Genomic DNA, 18794 nt, shown 5'->3' on the forward strand with positions numbered 1-18794 from the left:
AGATAGCGCTGCAAAATAGAAACGACCTCAAGCTCCCCGCGCGCCGAAGGAACTACATCGTTGGCGTAGTCGCACGCATTACCATCAAGAAAATAGAGTCCGGTAACGGCCCAAGGGGATCGTGGATGCTCCGGCTTCTCCTCAATCGACAGTGCGCGGCGCTTCTGATCCAACTCTACTACGCCGAACTGACGCGGATCACGTACAAGACTTGCGAAAATGGTGGCGCAAGCACTGTCGACAGCACGATCGATAAGCGCCTGCAGACCGTGTCCGAAAAAGATGTTATCCCCGAGAATCAGCACGCTGGGCGCGCCGTCGAGAAAATCTCGACCTATTCGATAAGCATCGGCAAGACCCCGAGGATGCTCCTGAGTGGCATAGGAAAAATGAATGCCCCACTGCGAACCGTCTCCCAACAGCCGGCCAAAGGCCGCGCTATCATCGGGAGTAGTGATAACAAGAATATCTCGCACTCCAGCCATAATTAGAGTGGAAATCGGATAATAGATCAGCGGCTTGTCGAAGATGGGCAGCAGTTGCTTCGAGGTCCCACGGGTTAGCGGCAGGAGACGATTTCCCGCCCCTCCAGCCAATATGATACCCTTGCGGGATGCCCTATCCGAGACTTGCACGTTCAATTGCTGCACTAGTGACAGCCCATTCGGTTCGACAACCAGATCTTTCGTAGAATGACTGGTTAGATTCAGGGATGATTCAAGCTAAGAGTTTTGACCTTGAGAATACACGCCGTTCATCTCACGATAGTGGCTCGCCGCAATACCGACGGCTTCGCGCTCAATCCATGCCGGCAGACGCTCGACGTTTTCCTTGGTGCGCACGATGTTGATCCCGATCAACCCGCACAAAAACATGTTAAGACCGCCCAAGAGAATGGTTGTCACCAGCAGCGACGTCCAGCCGACCAATGTCTGGTTACTGACAAGTTTGTGAGCGGCGAAAAAGACACCAACAAGCAGAGCCGTAGTGGCGATAATCATGCCCGCGTAGGCGAACAGTCGCAAAATCATGATCGTGTCGGAAAACAGGATTCTTGCAAACAAGCTCAAACGTTTTCTGAAGGTGAAAGTCACCGCACCGTCATGCCGCAGACCATGGACGCATGCGAGCCCGCGAAACGAGCCCGCAACCTTCAGCAGCTGCGCACCAAACAACGGAAAGGAGGGCTGCATGCAGTCCAGCGCAGCTGCAACACGTGGCTTTAGGGCAACGAAAGATGTCAGCTGGATGTCGCTGGGCAGCCCATAGTAATAGCGATCAATGCGTGATTTCAGCCAGCTCCCCATGCGCGCGAGCGCGGTATGCTCTTTGACAGCGAATTGCGCCAGCACCACATCAGCTTCAGGATCGTCTTCCAGCGCGGCGAGCATTCGCGGAATGTCTGCTGGATCGTGCTGCAGATCATCATCCATCACAACTACGACCGCGTCGGAATTCAATGAGCAGACATGTGAAATGCCGCAGAAAGCCGCAGCCGCTCGTCCACGATTCTTCAGCAATCGGACGGCCCCGACATTGCTATAGGTCTCGGTCAGCTTCGACAGGCAAGGCCAGGTCTTAAGGTTGGGTGACCGATCGTCGACAAAGATCACCTGCCACTGAGCAAGCGGGTCAAGCGCATGTGCTGCGCGCGAAACGAGAAGCGGGAGTGACTCTACCGAATTGTAGACCGGAACAACGATGGTTACGGCGGGCTTCCCCATTACACAGAAGCGACCTTTGCGCTCGCCTTGGCAAGGAAAGTTTCGGTCGTGTCATCCTCCCCGATATCGATCTCACCGAAATTGATGCCTAGCGTTGACTCCACTTCGAGAACCATATTCATGACATCGAGGGAGTCGAGCCCGAGAGCGCCGAAAGATTGCCCCACATCAACCGTCATGCTTGGCGCCTTGCGTTGCCTGCGGACGCCATCGGCCACAGCTTTCGCGAAACTTTGAAGATCAAGCGACGTCATCAACTGGCCCTGCTCTTTCAATCAACATCGTGGCCCAGGACAGGCCGACTCCAAAGCCGCTCAGCAATATCCGCTTTGGATTGGAGACTTCCTGCAACAGATACGGCATGAGCATCAATGGCAGCGACGAGGAAACCAGGTTTCCGGTGTCGGATGCGGCAAATGGAGCCCTCTCTGCACTAAGTTCCATTTTGTTTCTCAGGTTATCTATGATGAATTTACTTCCCTGATGCAATAGCAGCAAATCGATATCGTCGAGGCTTAGATTCTCACGCTTTAAATATGCGGCAATTTGGTTGGGCACTTCTGTCATGGAGAACTTGAATACGTTGGCTCCAAGCATCCGAAGTCGGCCAGCGGCCGGCTCAATGGAGATGGAATGTCCCATGGCCCCGTTGGTACCAAACATTCCTGAGCACAGATTGTATCGTGGATTAGCGGACAACAAGGTGACCGCTGCAGCATCACCGAAGAGCAGATCGGTGTCCCAGTCCCCCGGCTCAATGATCCGGGAGTAGGGATCCGCAGTAAAGAGAAGGCCGTTCTTCAGCCCGTTCGCCTCCATGAAAGCGCGGGCGATTGAGAGGCCATAGACATAGCCCGAACAGCCCAAGGAAACGTCGAAGGCAGCCAGCTTCTCCGAAAGCTTTAATGTAGATTGCAGGAGTGCAGAATTGTGAGGCAGACCACCTCGATCCGGGTTTTGAGTGCAGAGGATCAAGCAATCGATCGACGCAGGATCAACCGGGCACCTCGATCGAAGATCGTCATAAGCCCGTATACACAGGTCAATCACGCCTTCGTCTGGCGCCTTGCGGGGTAAGCGACGGAAGCCGATCTTGCCGGCAATAAACTCGGGCGTCTTGCCGGCCTCAGCCGCGCGCCCAACGTTGTCGATGCGCGTTGGCGGTAGATAAGCTCCAATCGCTGCAATGCCGATCACGACCACGCCCCGAAATAGATGAGCCCTGCGTCCTGCCTAGGCGCTTCGACGCGACCTTCGTAAAAGCGATTGCCGATCTTGCGGCCGAATGTCACAGAGAAGGCTCCCACCGGGATCGCAGGGATACGGAGTCGCGCAAAAACAACCTTCCTTTCTGGCTCTCGCCTTTGGATGATTGTTTTAAAGGCGAATGTCGCAACCTCGAGAAAGCTGTTGGCAGCACCGGAATGTTCGACGTGTATGGTGTTATCGCCTTCCGATACAAAGGCCTTAGCCATATCTGTCTCAACATATTGCTGACGGCGGCGGATGCGCTCTTCGGTCTCCAATGCCGTCAAGATGCCCCCGTCATAGCGAAGGCTGGCAATTTTTGCGGCGGAGCTGTTCGACTCACCCGGCACAACCATAACCTGCCGATCAGATCGCCGCTCGAAGACAAAATCGAGATCTACTGCAGCAATCTTTGCATGATGTAACTTGTCGATCATGACTTCGAAGAGCGTGCTGCCATGAAGATAGTCGCGATTTCCCAGAAAGGCGAGGTCGGGCGAGAAAGGCTGCAGAGTCATTGTCTATCCCTGAGAGCGCGAGCATGCCGGAGGAGATTGCGACGGTGATCGAGCGCAAAATTTCCAGACACAGTCTGTTCACGAGCGACATCAGCTATCACGACGGAGCCGATTTTCACCGACGCGCCATCCTCTATGCAAAGACCATTGGCGACGCTGACAGACGCGCCAATCCAGCAGTCAGCACCAATCCGTGTACGCCCCGATATCACAACATTGCTTGAAATTCTCGTGCGCGGACCAACGACCACATCATGCCCGATATTGGTCTGCACACCGATATGTGCCTCAGATCCGATCGAGGTCACAGAGCCGAAATAGGCAGATTTTACCACGACTGCGCCCGAGAGAATTGCTGCACCGGCGTCAATTCGCACACCACCGAAGTGCGGCATATTCACGAGTCTTCCATTAATGCTCTTAGCATAAAGGCCTGTCGCGCCGACGACGGCGTTAGCCTCGATGGTGACACCTTCGCCGATGATAGCGGGTCCGATAACTGTCGCGTTCGGGCCAATTCGAACGCCGTCCGCTATAGCCAGCGGGCCCGTCAAAACGGCACTGTCACTAATATCGGCCTTCTCGCTGCAACCTGGAGAAAAACCAGGAAACTCGTTTCCATCATGCAGTCGAGCCAAATGCGCCTTTAAAAAGAGCTGCTCTGGCTCGTCGCTGAATATGATTGGCTTTGCGACGTATCGATCCTGCATTCCAGCAAGGCCCGCATCGGCAACAACAGCAACAACATGGTCGTTTGCTAACGCAGCGGCCAGATAGCTCGCATTCGAAGCCTGACATACCGTGCCAGGCGTTGTTGACCACACCGTCCCAGTTTGAGAAACTAAATCCAACTGGTCGGCCGCTCCTTCGTAAGCTGCAGATAAAAGACCTTCATTCTCCAGAAGAAATTTGGTGAAATGCCCGCCCATCATCGCACGCATTCCTTGACCGACACTAACCACTCGGAGATCGAATTGATCACGTGAGGCTGGTGTGGCTCCAAGCCCAGATAGAGCGGCAACCTAACGAGCCGCGCACTCTGGTCCGTCGTGACGGGCAGGATACCGCCGGCCCGACCGAACATCGCTGCTGCTGGCGCGCTGTGAAGCGGGACATAGTGAAAAGGCGTCATGATCCCCCGCGCGCGCATGAATGCAATAAAGCGATCTCGATGCTCGGCAGTCGGCAAGATGAGATAGTAGATGTGACCGTTGTGGCCACACGCTTCGGGAAGGTACGGGACAGTAAAGGTCTCAGGACTGGCCAGGGGTCGTAACGCGCGGTCGTAGGAATTCCACAACGCCATACGGCGATTGCCGATGGTTTCAAATTCATCAATCTGTGCATGCAGGACAGCTGCGAGGATATCGGACGGCAAATACGAGGAACCGATATCCACCCACGTATATTTATCTACGAGACCCTTGAAATATCGGGCACGATTGGTGCCTTTCTCGCGAATGATTTCGGCGCGTTCTAACAGGTCTGCACGATTGATGATCAGTGCACCACCCTCGCCGCAGGATATGTTCTTGGTTTCATGAAACGACAATGCACCCAGCGCACCGAAGGTGCCAAGCAGCTGGCCGCGCCAAGTCGCACCATACGCCTGCGCTGCGTCCTCGATGAGAGGAAGACCATAGCGTTGGCAAAAGTCGAGAATCCTATCCATATCGCAGCTCACACCTGCGTAATGAATGATCATGACGGCGGCAGTTTGCTTCGACATCGCCCCTAGCAATTCGGCAGGATCGATGTTCATCGTTCGCGGGTCGCAGTCTACAAAGACGACCTTAGCTCCGACACGGGCTATCGCAGTCGCGGCCGAAGAAAAGGCGTAAGATGGCATAATGACTTCGTCCCCTGGACCAATATCCAGCAGCGTCACCGCCATCTCCAGCGCAGCCGTGCAAGAATGGGTCAGAAGAACTTCGGCGCCATATAGTGCGGACAGCTTGTCACGGCACCATTTTGTATGGAAGCCGTCCCCTGAAAGATGCCCTCGCATGTAACAATCGCAATATATGCAAGCTCTCTATCACTGCGATAGGCGATATTGTAGGGAACTTGATGAGGATTGATCGACATGCCAAATTCGTTCAGCACGTTCGGGTTAAGGCAACGTGCATATAGGGATGGTAGCGCCACAACTGCTTCCAACGCAAGGCACTCAGCAAACCGGTCGAAGCGACCATGCGGGCTGCAAAAGCAATGCTGCCCTGCCTGCGACGAAATTCAGGATCCGTCTGCAACCTACTGACCATGCGCTCCAGAAAAGCTGAATCGAATTCTGGATTCAGCTTGCTGCCTACAAGCGCGGCGCGCAGTTGACCCCAAGTTACGAAGTTCAGGCTATCCCATAGACCAGCGGCATTGCGCTCGCTCTCGTGCTTCTCGATCTTTCCACGGAAAACTTTGCCGGTTAGACGCTTGCCTCCAATTATAGGTAGACCGAAATGACTTTCATATGGAAAGCCGTAGTTCGGACAAAAAATGACACATCGGCCGCCGATTTTCAGATTGCGCTCCGCAAAACTCAGGAAGTCGCGCCAATCGGGCAGATGCTCGAACACATTGATCAAGAAAATCAGATCAAACGGCTGCGAACTAGAGAACTGCTGATATCCACAACGCTCTAGTCGCATCGAGATTCTATCAGCCAAACGCTCTATGAATAATTCGGACGTGGCAAAGCCCGCCCCCACCGGTTCAATGCCGGTGAAATCTAGACTCGTGTGCGATTGCATGAGATGAGCAAGAAGAATGCCGGGTCCAGACCCCACCTCCAATACGCGCGCGCCTGCAGGCAGCACACCAAGATAGGGACCAATGATATCTACGCCAAAGGCTGCCTCACCCAGCAGAATCTTGCTTTTTGGGAGACCATCAACACGGTCATGAATCGCGCGTAAAACCTCTCCCACGTGCCCTCCTTAATGCGCATTTCCAATAACCACATACTCTCTAGCCGACCATTTTCTTTTTTGATAGCTAAAGAACCAACGATGATCGGAAGCTCCAGCTGGACAGCCTACAGATACGGCAACTTCTCTGTTTACGAGCAATATGATGGAAGGCCACCACGAGCATCGGGCTTACAGTATCTAGCGACGCCTTGTGCTGTCCAGCGCCCAGCACATCCAAGGACTGCAGAGGCCAACGCACTTACATTGTTGACAACAGCGCAGGCGCAGGAATTGGAACGTCGCATGCGATTTTCTGGCTTTCATCTGCGGCAATTCACAGACAGAGGCCGATACAAGCCGCTCAACGAGCCACTCCTTCAGCGGAAGCGGAACCTACTCAGCCGGCCTCTCAACTGACGTCGGATGACAAATCCAGTGCTCGCACCTCTGAACGCCTATGAAGCACTGCCATATACTTCTTTCTTGAACACAGCCAGCAACGCTCACAGACCATGAACTTTCGTATCAAGATTACAGCGTGACAACATCACGCGAGCCATGTGTGCAGCAATGATCATCGAATCCCCCTCTTTGACTACGTTCCTTTGTAGAATGAAGAACGTAGGTATCGCGCCAAACCTGCCATCCATCTTCACGATCACAGCAGCAGCACTCGGTTTGCTCGTCATTATCGTGATGCTGGCCTATACAGGATATGGATACGACGTCACTGATGAAGGCTTCTATCTGGTCCGGATCGCCGATCCCTTTGCCGACGCTCCCGCTGTGAGCCAATTCGGCATTGTTTTCTACCCATTCTACAAGCTTTTGGATGGCAGCATCGCAGGACTGAGGCAATTCAACCTGTTGCTGACCTTCTCCAGCAGCACACTATTGTGCATGGTCACAATTCGTAAACATAGAAAAGACATCACGAGGACAACGCTGTTTCTTATTTCGCTCGGCATTGCTTCTACGTCATGCGCGGTCTTCGCCTCCTTTCTTCTTACACCCAACTACAATTCATTAGCCCTGCAAGGCCTTGTGATTGCGACTATGGGGCTCGTTCTAATAGAGCCTCAGGCACGATACTCCAGTGTTGCGGGATGGCTGCTGACCTCCTGCGGGGGCTGGCTTGTGTTTCTTGCCAAACCACCAAGCGCCTTCCTTCTAGCAGCTTTCGCGCTCATCTACCTTATCGCGTCGCGAAAACTACGATTCTCCCTTCTCGTTTTCGCCACTATTTTCACTGCACTTTTAGCGCTAGGCACGATGTATGCCGTAGACGGCTTTACCTCAGGCTTTATCAGTCGCATCCAGCGAGGAATGGAGAGGCTAGCGTGGCTTGAGGACCGTACGGTTTCGCAGATCATCCGCTGGGATCCTTTTGCGCTAAACGACACCGAAGCACTCTTAACCTACGGATTCGCGGCATGGACCTTTTCGGGGCTTTGCTTGATTGCTTCCGCCAATATGTTCGCCAGAGCAGCGGGGCGAGCATTTGTCGCCACCGCGGGTATTGCCGCCGCCCTCGTCTTGCTTGGCAACATTGCTATGCCGGATGAGCTAAACATCATCTCTTCGCAGCAGACCATCGTATATGGGCCATTACTCGGCCTCTCCATTTTCCTGTTCTTGCATTGGATCGCGCGAGGATGCTCAATCACGCAACAGCGCCGTATTCACCAGCCTCTCGCTCCAGAAGCTCGTCAATGGCCACTGGTTGTTCTGCTTATCCTGCTGCCGTTTATTTTTTCGTTCGGCACAAACAGCAATTATTGGTACACGTCCCCGCCGGCCGGCCTGTTTTGGACCATAGCCGGATCAATACTGCTGCTTCATGGCTGGGATCGAACCCAGCAAGCTGAAATGCTCGCGTCATGGGCAACGTTCGTACAGTTGCCCATCGCTTTTCTGGTAGCCGCAGGCCTGCATTGGCCATATCGGCAGCCACAGCCGGTTCCCTCTTTTGACGCGGCTACAGAATTTGGAGTTGGCAAAGCGAGACTGGTGATACCTAAGGGCTTTGCAGCCTACTTGGAAGAGTTGCGCGGTGTTCTCGGCCCCCACGGCTTTGCGAGTGGCACTCCAGTCATTGATCTCACCGGTCAGTCCCCCGGAGTGCTGTTTGCGATCGGGGCTAAGAATATCGGACAGCCATGGATGATCGGCGGCTATCCCGGCAGCACTAAAGTGGCCCTGATGGCGCTTTCTCACGAGAGCTGCGTTGCGTTAGGATCATCTTGGATACTCGCCGAGCCAGGCGGCCCACGATCAATATCGACCGATGTACTCCAAGCGTCAGGCCTGCCGTTTCCTCGTTCCTACAAGATTGTGGGCGAAATTTTGGTCCCTACGGCGGCTTCGGGACACCCAGTATCTCGGCGGCAGATCATCTACAGCCCGACAATGTCTCCTGCTGAAATTACCAGCAGCTGCGAGTCTTATCGTAGTTGATTTGAATCAAGGCGCGATGACAGGCAACGCTACTGTGAGAGGCTTGAACGGCACATTGCAAAATCACTCCCCAATCAAGGCCGGGGCCGCGCTATTGTCAGCTGCAGCGGTCGGCCCGATATTGCTATTGATCGCCATGCCGCTGCTCTCGCGGATATACAATCCAGACGAGTTCGGCCTTCTCGCCAATTTCAATGCTCTGACCGTGGCCATACTGGCGATCTCCAGTCTCCGCTATGAGGTAGCTATCCCCGTAGCGCGAAGTGATCGCAGGTCCTCAGTATTATTGGCAGCAGCGCTGGGTATCAACTTACTCACCGCGGTCGGTTCGCTTCTGGTCGTTGCCCTGTTCGGAAAGCAGATCGCCAACTGGCTCCATGCGCCAGGCTTATACGATCTGCTGTTCATCACGCCTCTCGTGATCGCATGTGGCGGTACCTATAAGGCGCTTAGCTGCTGGGCATTGCGACGACATGCCTTCAACGATCTAGCTCGGACACGGCTAACGCAGAGCACCGGCAATATCGCCGTTCAAATCTTTGGAGGCCTTCTGGGTTGGAGCGTTTATGGCTTGGCCGCCGGTCAATTCTTTGGCTATGGAATCGGTTCGATGCGCCTCGCCCAGGGCCTTTCTCTCAAAAGGCTCGTGAGACTTTTCTTTCAAAACCGACATTTCACGCTTGGGACACTATCCTCCTTCAATCGATTTCCTCGGTTCGATGCGCCGGCCGCTTTGATCGAAGTCATTAACAATCAAAGTCCTAACCTACTTCTATCGGCAATGTTCGGTCCTATAACCGGCGGTCTGTACTTGCTATGCGACCGGGCCCTCAATTATCCGCTGCAGTTGATCTCTCAATCTATTTCCCAGGTACTGCTGGCCCGAGGACGTGAGAACTTTGACCGCAGAGAATTCGCGCGGTCTATACAACGAGTTTCAATTGTACTCGCCGCGGTCATGACAGTCCCGGCGCTTGCATTATTCTTGTTTGGTGAGCAACTATTTACATTGATTTTCGGCCTTCGTTGGACTGAAGCAGGGACATTTGCCGGGCTGATGGTTTTTGGATCAGCTGCGAGGATGGTGCTAGCTTCCATCGCTCCCGCACTGATAGTCGCGCAAATTCAAAAAATGAATCTTGCCATCAACATCATGCTGCTCATTGCCAAAACAACTGCCATCGTGGTGGGCTTCGCTCTTCGTAGCCCGCTACTTGCCGTTGGCGGGGTCTCATTTGTTGAGCTCGTGGGATGCGCGGTTGGAAGCCTCATCATCATTCGTCGAGTGCGACCGTCGGGTGGTCGCTAGTCGTTCGACAAGTGTCGATTTGAGGCGCGCTCGCCTTCTTCGGTGCACTCTGCGCACCGCTCGCTCCCTGTTTGGCATCTCCCGAAACTGCCCTGCGAAGTTGATGATCCCTACGTGGACGCTGGCCGCGTGGCTGTCCGGCGTCGTCGGAGAAGAACATGCCCGATATAATAAGAACCACCGGCGATCTGCAGGCGCTAGACAGTGCACATCATGTCCATTCCTTCACCGATCCCACGGTGATCGCCGGCGGCAAGACCCGCGTGGTGGTGCGCGGCGATGGCTGCCAGATCTGGGACGGCGACGGCCGTCGGTTCCTTGATGGCATGGCCGGCCTTTGGTGTGTAAATGTCGGCTACGGCCGGCAGGAGCTGGTCGATGCCGCGAGCCGGCAGATGGCCGAGCTGCCGTTCTACAGCAACCACTTCCAGTCGACGACGCCGGCGCTGACCACGCTGGCGCATGAGCTATCAAAGCTGACGCCGGACGGGCTCGATCATTTCCTGTTCACCTCGTCGGGCTCGGAAGCCAACGACACCATCGTCCGCATGGTGCGCTATTTCTGGAAGCTGCAGGGCAGGCCGGCGAAACGCACCTTCATCAGCCGCACCATGGCCTATCACGGCAGCACCCTGGCCGCAGCGAGCCTGTGCGGGATGCCGCATATGCATGCCATGGATGGCGGCACGCTGCCCGAATTCACCCATATCCCGCATCCGCACTGGTATCTGCACGGCGGCGACATGGCCAAGGAGGAATTCGGACTGCAGGCCGCGCGGGCCCTGGAGCAGAAGATCCTCGAACTCGGCCCTGAGAACGTCGCGGCCTTCATCGGCGAGCCCGTGCAGGGCGCCGGCGGGGTCATCGATCCGCCCTCAACCTACTGGCCGGAGATCCAGCGCATCTGTCGCAAATACGATGTGCTGCTGGTCGCCGACGAAGTGATCTGCGGCTTCGGGCGCACCGGCGAATGGTTCGGTGCGCAGGCCTATGGCATCACGCCCGACGTCATGTCGATGGCTAAGGGCCTGTCCTCCGGCTATCAGCCGATCGCCGCGGTAGCGATGAACGCGCGCGTGTTCGAGACCATCGGCGGCGGCGGCCTGCTGGCGCATGGCTACACCTATTCCGGCCATCCCGTCGCTTGTGCGGTGGCGCTTGCCAATATCGGCATCATCGCCCGCGAGGGGCTGGTCGATCGCGTCCGCGACGATATCGGCCCCTACCTGCACCGCGCGCTGGCGAAATTCGAGCAGCATCCGGTGGTCGGCGAAGTGCGCGGCATCGGCACGCTGGCGGCCTTGCAACTCGTCAAGGACAAGACCAGTCGCGAGATTTTCTCGGTCGAGGACGGCGCCGGCATCTTCTGCCGCGAGGCCGCCTATGATCAGGGGCTGATCGTTCGCGCAGTCGGCCAGTCGATCGTGCTCAGCCCGTCGTTGGTCATCACCCATGCGGAGATCGAAGAACTCGTCGACAAGCTCGGCAAGGCGCTCGACACGACGGCGAGGCACTTTGGACTGTAAAGCATGATCCGGAAAGTGGATGCCGACCGGATCATGCTCTGGATGAAAAGCATTTGGTGCAACGTGATTCGGAGCAACGCATGAGGATGAGATCAGCCTTTTTCCACGTCCTGGCCGTGATGGTTGCGGTGTCTGCCCTGATGGGGAATGCTGCCGCCGAGGAGCCGATCCGCGGCGGCACGATGCGCATCGTGATGACCGCTGACATCCGCACTCTGGATGCGTCGCGCAGCGACAATCTGACCGATCACGTTCTCAACCACATCTACGAGCAGCTGGTCGCGCATCGTAACGACATGACCATCGGTCCCGCAGCAGCCGAGAGCTGGCAGGTCTCGCCGGACGGCCGCACCTATACGTTCAAGCTGCGCGAGAACATGGTCTATCACAGCGGCGACAAGGTGAAGGCCGCCGACGTCAAGTGGCTGTGGAACCGCCGCATGGCGGCGCCGAAGTCCGGCGCGCCATGGATCTGCGCCGCGAGCTTCGACGGCTCGCGCGGCATGAAGGTCGAGCAAGTGGAGACGCCGGATGACGGCACGGTTGTCTTCACCCTCGACAAGCCGAACACGATGTTCCTCGTCCGGCTCGCCGACATCGTCTGCAATTTCTGGATCGCCAGCCCGAAGAATGTCGATGCCGAGGGTAATTGGATCGCCAATTCCGCGATCGGATCCGGTTCGTTCAAGCTGAAGGAATGGCGCAAGGAGCAATATGTCTCACTGGAGCGCTTCACCGAATATGTGCCTTCGAAGCAGAGGCGCGATGGCTTCGGCGGTGACCGCACCAGCTATTTCGATGAGGTGCGCTTTGTCGTGATTCCGGACAAGACTGCGGCGGAAACGGCGCTACTGGCCGGACAGGTCGACATCGTCACCTATCTGCAGGTCTCGCGCATCGAGGAGATGAAGAAGCGCGGGGCGCTGGTGAAGACGGCGCCAGGCCTGTCGCTGTCGGCAATTCTGATCCAGACCAACGATCCCCTGATGTCGAACGTCAAGATCCGACGTGCGCTGGCGCATGCGATCGACTTCAAGGAAATGGCCGAGACCAAGCTGCTCGGGCTCACCGAGTTCAATCCCTCGGGCGTCGCGGAATCCTCGGCCTATTTCGACAAGTCGTTCCTGGCGTGGCCGAAGTACGATCCGGAAGCCGCCAAGAAGCTGCTGAAGGAGGCCGGCTACAAGGGCGAGCCGATCAAGATGCAGACCAACAAGCGCTATATCGGCATGTATGAGAATGCCGTGGTGGTACAGGGCATGCTCACGGCCGCCGGCTTCAACGTTCAGCTCGATGTCATCGACTGGGCAGCCCAGCTGGAGAATTGGATGAGCGGCAAGTTCCAGCTACAGTCTTTCGGATATTCTTCCCGCGCCGACCCGATGCTGATGTATAGCACCATCATCGGCAACAAGGCCAAAGCGCCGACCTCACAATGGGACGATGCGGAAGCGCAGGCGCTATATCTGAAGGCCTTGACTACGACCAACTTCGACGAGCGCAAGGTGATCCTCAAGCAGCTCCATGCCAGGATGGCGGAAGAAGTGCCGATCCTCGGCCTGTACTACTATCCCGTGATCGAGGCGGTGTCGCCGAAGCTCGTTAATTACGAGTCGTGGCCGCTTGAAAAACCGCGCGCCTGGGGCGTGTGGAAAAAGCCCTAATCTCCCGCAGGATCACGGCCGACTCGACGACCCGGAGCCATGGCTCCGGGCTTTTTTTGTGGGCGCTTCTTCCCTCCCCACGTAATGGCCGGGCTTGAACCGGCCATCCCACTTCAAGCAGCGTGCGAGGCAAAGATGAATACGCGGGTCAAGCCCGCGTGTGGCGTGTGGCTGCTGTGAAATGCGAACGTGGGGCTGATGAGCCCAAGGCGCCATTCACCGTCCGAGTTCGTGTCGCGAAAAAGGGCGGATGACGCTTCGCTCATCCGCTCTTTGGCTGAGTGCTAAACCGCCACCGCCCCGTCGAACTTCCGGTCCAGCAGCATCGCCGCATTCAACAAGCGCTTCGTATACTCATGCTGCGGCCGGTCAAAAATATCGTCGCGGCTGCCGACCTCCACGATTCTGCCGTTCTGCATCACCGCCACACGATCGGCGACCTGCTCCACCGCGCCGAGATCGTGCGAGACGAACAGGCAAGCAAAAACGTAGCGGTCCTGCAGCTCGCGGATCAGCTTCAGGATCTGCTTCTGCACCGTCATGTCGAGCGCCGACACCGGCTCGTCCGCCACCACGAAGGCCGGGCGACGCACGATGGCGCGGGCGATGGCAACGCGCTGGCGCTGGCCGCCGGAGAGCTGATGCGGCAGCCGACGCAAAAAATCCTGCGGCAGCCCGACCTCGTCGAGTACCTCGCGCACGCGATGGTCGCGTGCCTTGCTGTCCATCGTGGTGTCGAGCCGCAACGGTTCGCCGACGATGTCGCCGATGCGCTGGCGCGGGTCGAGCGAGGAGTACGGATCCTGGAAAATGATCTGCATCTCCTCGCGTTGCAGCCGCGCCGCGCGTCCGCGCCACGTCATGATCTGCCCGCCGCGGAAGGCAATGCTGCCGGCGCTCGGTTCGATCAGCCCGACGGCGGCGCGGCCGAGCGTGGTCTTGCCGGAGCCGGAACCGCCGACCAGCGCCAGCGTCTCGCCTTCGCCGATGGCGAGGTCGACACCGTCGACGGCGCGTTTGGCCTCGCTGCGGCCGAACAGCCGCGGCCGGCCGGGATAGTCGATCACCACGTCGCGGAGTTCGACCAGCGGCCTGATCTCGCGCGCACTGCGGGTGCCGCCGGCGCTGCGCCGCGGCAGCGCATCGACCAGCCGTTTGGTGTAGTCGTGCTTCGGCGATGACAGCACGTCGCTGCTGCGGCCCTGCTCGACGATCCTGCCTTTCAGCATCACGGCGACGTCGCGCACGTAATGCGCGACCATGCCGAGATCGTGGCTGATCAGCAACACCGCGGTACCGTTCTCTTGCGTCAGCTCCACCATCAGGTCGAGCACGTCCCGCTGCACCAGCGTGTCGAGCGCAGTGGTCGGCTCGTCGGCGATCAAGAGGTCCGGCTTCAGCAGCATCACCGAAGCCAGCATGATGCGCTGGCGCATGCCGCCGGAGAATTCGTGCGGATAGGTGTCCAGGCAATGCGCCGGATTGGGAATGCTGACGCGCTTCAGCATGTCGAGACAGCGGTCGCGGACCTCGCCGCGCGGCATCCGGCGGTGATGGAGTGCAAGGCCCTCGGCCATCTGCCGGCCGATGGTCATCGACGGATTGAGCGACACCATCGGCTCCTGGAACACCATGCCGATCTGCGCGCCGCGAATCCGTCGCAGCGCCGACGGTGCGATGCCGACCAGCTCGGTGTGGCGGAACTTGATGCTGCTGCCGGGCGCGGCGATCAGCGGGGTCGGTAGAAGCCCGAGCACGGCGCGTGCGGCCATCGTCTTCCCGGAGCCGCTCTCGCCGACCAGTGCCAGCATGCTGCCCGGCATGATGGCGAAGCTGGCATCGTCGACGAGCTTGTTGCCGCCGGGGCCGACGGTCACCGTCAGGTGCTCGGCTGCGATCACGGGCTGCGATTGATCGTTTGTCATCGTCATCCCATCAGGCCTGCATCTTCGGGTCGAGCCAGTCGCGCAGTGCGTCGCCCAGCATGTTGATGCCGAGCAGCGTCAGCGAGATGCACAGGCCGGGCAGGATCAGCAGATACGGCGCCTGGGTGATGAACGGCCGCCCCGAGGCCAGCATGTTGCCCCAGCTCGGTGCCGGCGGCGGCACGCCTAGGCCGAGAAAGCTCAGCGCGCTCTCCGACAGAATCACCCAGCCGAACATGGTCGTCGCCAGCACGGTGATCGGCGCCATGCAGTTCGGCAGCACATGGCGCACCATGGTGACGAGTTCGGAATTGCCCATCACCCGCGATGCCTCGATATATTCGCGCTCGCGCACCGACAGCACGCTGGCGCGGGCGACGCGCACTACCGCTGGCATATAGGCGACGCTGAGCGCTGCTATCAGCGCCTCGCGGCTAGCGCCGGAGATCGCCATGATGAACAGCGCCAGCAGCAGGCCGGGAAAGGCCAGCAGCGAATCGTTGAGGATCATCAGGATGCGGTCTGTCCAGCCGCGCAGGAAGCCGGCGACAACGCCGAACAGCAGCCCGAGCGACACCGCGATGGCCACCGTGGCCAGCGCGATCCAGCCGGTGGTGCGCGCGCCATAGATCAGGCGGCTCAGCACGTCGCGGCCGAACTCGTCAGCACCGAGCAGATGTGCCGCCGACGGCGCCTTCAGCACCGCGCGCAGATGCAGCTTGAGCGGATCATAGGGCGCCAGCATCGGCCCGAAGATCGCGAGCAGCGCCAGCAGCAGTACGATCCCGCCGCCGATCACGAGATTGGCGCGGCCGCGGGCAAGGCGGGGGAAGAAGCGGGTCATTGCGCGATTTTCGGGTCGAATAGCGGATACAGCATGTCGACGATCAGATTAACGATGACATAGATGACGCTGATGAACAGGATGCAACCCTGCACCACCGGATAGTCGCGGGCATAGATAGCCTCGACCAGCAGGCGGCCGAGGCCGGGAATGGTGAACACCGTTTCGGTGATGGCGATGCCACCGAGCAACCCGCCGAGGATTAGGCCGATCAGCGTCCAGGTTGGTGCGAAGGCGTTTCGGAAGGCGTGCCGCCACATCACCTCGGATTCCGACAGGCCCTTGGCGCGCGCATGGGTAACATATTCGAGCCGCGACACCTCGATGGTGGACGCACGCGCCATCCGCACGATCGGGCCGAGCTCCACAAGAACCAGCGTTAGCACCGGCATGAAGATGAACAGCAGGCCCTGGGCGAAATTCTCACCGAGCGACACATAGCCGATGACCGGAAACCATTCGAGCCACATGCCGAACACCAGCAGGATCATCAGGCCGAGCCAGAAGCTCGGGATCGACAGCAGCAGCGTCGAACTCGCCACTGTGCCGTAATCGGCGAGCGAGCCCTGTTTCCAGGCCGCAAACATGCCGGCCGGCACTGCGATCATCGCAGCGATCGCCACGGCAGTGACCACGATGGTGGCCGACACTGCAAAACGCTCCAGCATCAAGGGCAGCACGTGCTCGCCCGACGAGATCGACTTGCCGAAGTCGCCCGACAGGATATGGCCGAGCCAGGTCAGATATTGCGACGGCAGCGAGTCGGACAGGCCCATCTCCGCGCGCAGGGCGGTGACCTGTTCGGGCGTCGCAAGATCGCCGAGCATCACCGAGGCGGGATCGCCGGGGATCAGCCGCATGGCGAAGAATATCGCCGCCGACACGATGATTACGGTCGGGATCGCCTGCAGCACACGCCCGAGCAGGAAGCGGCTCATGCGTCGCCTCTATCGTGCCAGCGCATCGCGGATCGCACGGGCGGCGGCCACGGCCTCGCGGGCGCGCGGCACGCTGGTGACCTCGGGCCAGGTCGAGAGCTTGACGAAGGCGAATTCGGAGTCCGGATCGATATAGATCAACTGCCCGAAAATGCCGCGCGCCAGCATGGCGCGACCCCGGGGATCCTCGATCCACCATTTGTTGTGATAGGCGCCCTCGGGCAGCGTCTCGCGGAAGAAACCCTGGAATATCTCGGGATTGCCGTTGCTGCGGGTTTCCTCGATCCATTTGCGGGGGATCACCTGGCGATCGCCGGCGCGGCCGCCGTTGATGATCATCTGCGCAAAGCGCCCATAGTCGCGCAGGCTGGCGCAGAAGCCGCCATCGGCCAGCGCGAAGCCGCCATGGTCGACAGTGAAATAGCCATCCTCCTGCGCGCCCATCGGCGCCCACAATTCGCGGCTTACCAGTTCCGACAGCGAGGTCGCGGTGGCTCGTTCGAGGATGAAGCCGAGCACGTCGGTCTCGATGGAGCGATACTGGAACAGCGCGCCATGCGGGCGCTCCTGCTCGGTCAGCGTCAGGATCAGCTCCCACATGCTGCGCGGGTAATCGGGCTGGTCGTTGACGCGCCAGCCGCAGGCATAGCCGAGCTTGATCATATGCGAGCCCGGCGTGGTGTAGGATTCGTCGAACACGACGCCGGTGGTCATGTCGAGCACGTGCTGCACCTTGGCACCGGTATAGGCGGTGCGCGCCAGTTCCGGCAGATATTGCGTCACCGGTGCTGCTGGATCGATGATGCCGCGGTCGATCAGGATGCCCGTCACCATGCCGACCATGGACTTTGCCATCGACATCGACAGGTGCTGGCTGTGCGGCTCCATGTCGTTGAAGTAGCGCTCGGTGACGATGGCGCCGCGATGCAGCACCAGCTTGCCGTCGGTGGCATTGTCGGCCAGGAAGCGATCGAAGGTGAGGTCGCAGCCATCCGCATGGAACGCGACGCCGCCGAGTTCCTGCAGATTTTCGCGCAAAGGCATGACCGGGCCCGGGCCTCGCCAGACCTGGGCGGTCGGCGTCATCTCGCGGATATGCTGGAAGGTCCAGCGATGCATCGGCGGCCGGCTCCAGCCACTGCGCGGCAGCAGCGGTGCGCCGGGATTGAGCGGGTCGCGGAAGTTCGGCCGTTGAAACAGATCGGTCAGTGTCGTGCTCCCGGGCATGGACACGCCTCTGCCTTGCGGGTCCCATCGTCGATGGCATGAACGTATCGCGATCGAGGGGCGTTGGAAGATGCAAATGAGGGGCACGGTGGTGCACCGCGCGCACCGTGCTAGATTGTCATCTTGCCGCAGCATGACGGCGCTGCGAATGACTGCAGTGGCATGTGTCTTGCTCCGTTCGACCTGATTTGTGGTGTCGGTCGCCCCGCGCTGCCGAACATGGATAATGATAACAATGAGCCCCGCGTCCGCCCCCATCGCGATGGACGATGAGAAGACCGCACCGGCGCCGGCGCTGAATCCGCCGTCGCGCAAGTCAATTCCGCCTTTCGAGGCACTGCGGGCCTTCGATGCGGTGGCACGGCTCGGCGGCGTACGTCGCGCGGCGCAGAGCCTCGGCCGCGATCATGCCGTAATCAGTCGCCATCTGCGCACGCTGGAATCCTGGACCGGCACCAAGCTGATCGACCGCACCTCGTCCGGCATCTCGCTCACCGATGACGGGCTG

17 protein-coding genes are annotated in these 18794 nt (G+C 58.6%); 5 read left to right on the top strand and 12 right to left on the bottom strand.

Going from position 1 to position 18794, the window contains the following annotated elements:
* The 8 genes from ACIQ17_RS18710 to ACIQ17_RS18745 all read right to left on the bottom strand — a co-directional run.
* Positions 1-650 (bottom strand): sugar nucleotidyltransferase (locus ACIQ17_RS18710; protein ID WP_398470567.1); only part of this gene is annotated, 650 nt, incomplete at its 3' end.
* A 72-nt stretch (positions 651-722) separates the two neighbouring features.
* On the bottom strand, positions 723-1724 hold the full coding sequence (locus ACIQ17_RS18715; RefSeq protein ID WP_398470568.1) for a glycosyltransferase: 1002 nt from the start codon (positions 1722-1724) through the stop codon (positions 723-725).
* On the bottom strand, positions 1724-1978 hold the full coding sequence (locus ACIQ17_RS18720) for a phosphopantetheine-binding protein (RefSeq protein ID WP_398470569.1): 255 nt from the start codon (positions 1976-1978) through the stop codon (positions 1724-1726). The genes ACIQ17_RS18715 and ACIQ17_RS18720 overlap by 1 nt, the downstream gene beginning before the upstream one ends.
* Positions 1965-2921, bottom strand: coding sequence for a 3-oxoacyl-[acyl-carrier-protein] synthase III C-terminal domain-containing protein (locus ACIQ17_RS18725; RefSeq protein ID WP_398470570.1), 957 nt, complete (start codon positions 2919-2921; stop codon positions 1965-1967). Before ACIQ17_RS18725 ends, ACIQ17_RS18720 begins: the two co-directional genes overlap by 14 nt.
* Complete coding sequence (locus ACIQ17_RS18730) at positions 2918-3490, bottom strand: hypothetical protein (protein WP_398470571.1); 573 nt, start codon at positions 3488-3490, stop codon at positions 2918-2920. Before ACIQ17_RS18730 ends, ACIQ17_RS18725 begins: the two co-directional genes overlap by 4 nt.
* Complete coding sequence (locus tag ACIQ17_RS18735; RefSeq protein ID WP_398470572.1) at positions 3487-4431, bottom strand: hypothetical protein; 945 nt, start codon at positions 4429-4431, stop codon at positions 3487-3489. Before ACIQ17_RS18735 ends, ACIQ17_RS18730 begins: the two co-directional genes overlap by 4 nt.
* Positions 4419-5498 carry a dTDP-4-amino-4,6-dideoxygalactose transaminase gene (rffA, locus tag ACIQ17_RS18740; protein ID WP_398470573.1) on the bottom strand — a complete coding sequence of 360 codons (1080 nt, stop codon included), beginning with the start codon at positions 5496-5498 and terminating at the stop codon, positions 4419-4421. The genes ACIQ17_RS18735 and rffA overlap by 13 nt, the downstream gene beginning before the upstream one ends.
* Before the next feature lie 91 nt (positions 5499-5589).
* The gene (locus ACIQ17_RS18745; RefSeq protein ID WP_398470574.1) at positions 5590-6414 is read right to left on the bottom strand and encodes a class I SAM-dependent methyltransferase; all 825 of its coding nucleotides are present in this window, start codon (positions 6412-6414) and stop codon (positions 5590-5592) included.
* 552 nt (positions 6415-6966) lie between these two features.
* Here ACIQ17_RS18745 and ACIQ17_RS18750 point away from each other — a divergent pair.
* The 4 genes from ACIQ17_RS18750 to ACIQ17_RS18765 all read left to right on the top strand — a co-directional run bounded on the left by ACIQ17_RS18750 (position 6967) and on the right by ACIQ17_RS18765 (position 13352).
* The gene (locus tag ACIQ17_RS18750; protein ID WP_398470575.1) at positions 6967-8853 is read left to right on the top strand and encodes a hypothetical protein; all 1887 of its coding nucleotides are present in this window, start codon (positions 6967-6969) and stop codon (positions 8851-8853) included.
* A 43-nt stretch (positions 8854-8896) separates the two neighbouring features.
* Entirely contained in the window at positions 8897-10162 is a 1266-nt protein-coding gene (locus ACIQ17_RS18755; RefSeq protein ID WP_398470576.1) for a lipopolysaccharide biosynthesis protein, read from the top strand.
* A gap of 158 nt (positions 10163-10320) precedes the next feature.
* Positions 10321-11688: an aminotransferase gene (locus ACIQ17_RS18760; protein ID WP_398470577.1), complete on the top strand. Its 1368-nt coding sequence runs from the start codon at positions 10321-10323 to the stop codon at positions 11686-11688.
* Between the two features lie 80 nt (positions 11689-11768).
* Positions 11769-13352 carry an ABC transporter substrate-binding protein gene (locus tag ACIQ17_RS18765; protein ID WP_398470578.1) on the top strand — a complete coding sequence of 528 codons (1584 nt, stop codon included), beginning with the start codon at positions 11769-11771 and terminating at the stop codon, positions 13350-13352.
* A gap of 284 nt (positions 13353-13636) precedes the next feature.
* On the opposite strand, the gene ACIQ17_RS18770 is transcribed toward ACIQ17_RS18765, so the two are convergent.
* From ACIQ17_RS18770 to ACIQ17_RS18785, 4 genes are read right to left on the bottom strand one after another with little or no spacing between them, the layout of a single operon-like run.
* Positions 13637-15277: a dipeptide ABC transporter ATP-binding protein gene (locus tag ACIQ17_RS18770; protein ID WP_398470579.1), complete on the bottom strand. Its 1641-nt coding sequence runs from the start codon at positions 15275-15277 to the stop codon at positions 13637-13639.
* Between the two features lie 10 nt (positions 15278-15287).
* Positions 15288-16121: an ABC transporter permease gene (locus ACIQ17_RS18775; protein WP_398470580.1), complete on the bottom strand. Its 834-nt coding sequence runs from the start codon at positions 16119-16121 to the stop codon at positions 15288-15290.
* The gene (locus ACIQ17_RS18780) at positions 16118-17059 is read right to left on the bottom strand and encodes an ABC transporter permease (protein ID WP_398470581.1); all 942 of its coding nucleotides are present in this window, start codon (positions 17057-17059) and stop codon (positions 16118-16120) included. The genes ACIQ17_RS18775 and ACIQ17_RS18780 overlap by 4 nt, the downstream gene beginning before the upstream one ends.
* A 9-nt stretch (positions 17060-17068) precedes the next feature.
* Positions 17069-18286, bottom strand: coding sequence for a serine hydrolase domain-containing protein (locus ACIQ17_RS18785; protein WP_398470582.1), 1218 nt, complete (start codon positions 18284-18286; stop codon positions 17069-17071).
* A gap of 235 nt (positions 18287-18521) precedes the next feature.
* Here ACIQ17_RS18785 and ACIQ17_RS18790 point away from each other — a divergent pair.
* The coding region (locus ACIQ17_RS18790; RefSeq protein ID WP_398470583.1) for a LysR family transcriptional regulator at positions 18522-18794 on the top strand (273 nt) is incomplete at its 3' end.

It is taken from the genome of Tardiphaga sp., assembly GCF_044340795.1.
GTDB lineage: Bacteria > Pseudomonadota > Alphaproteobacteria > Rhizobiales > Xanthobacteraceae > Tardiphaga.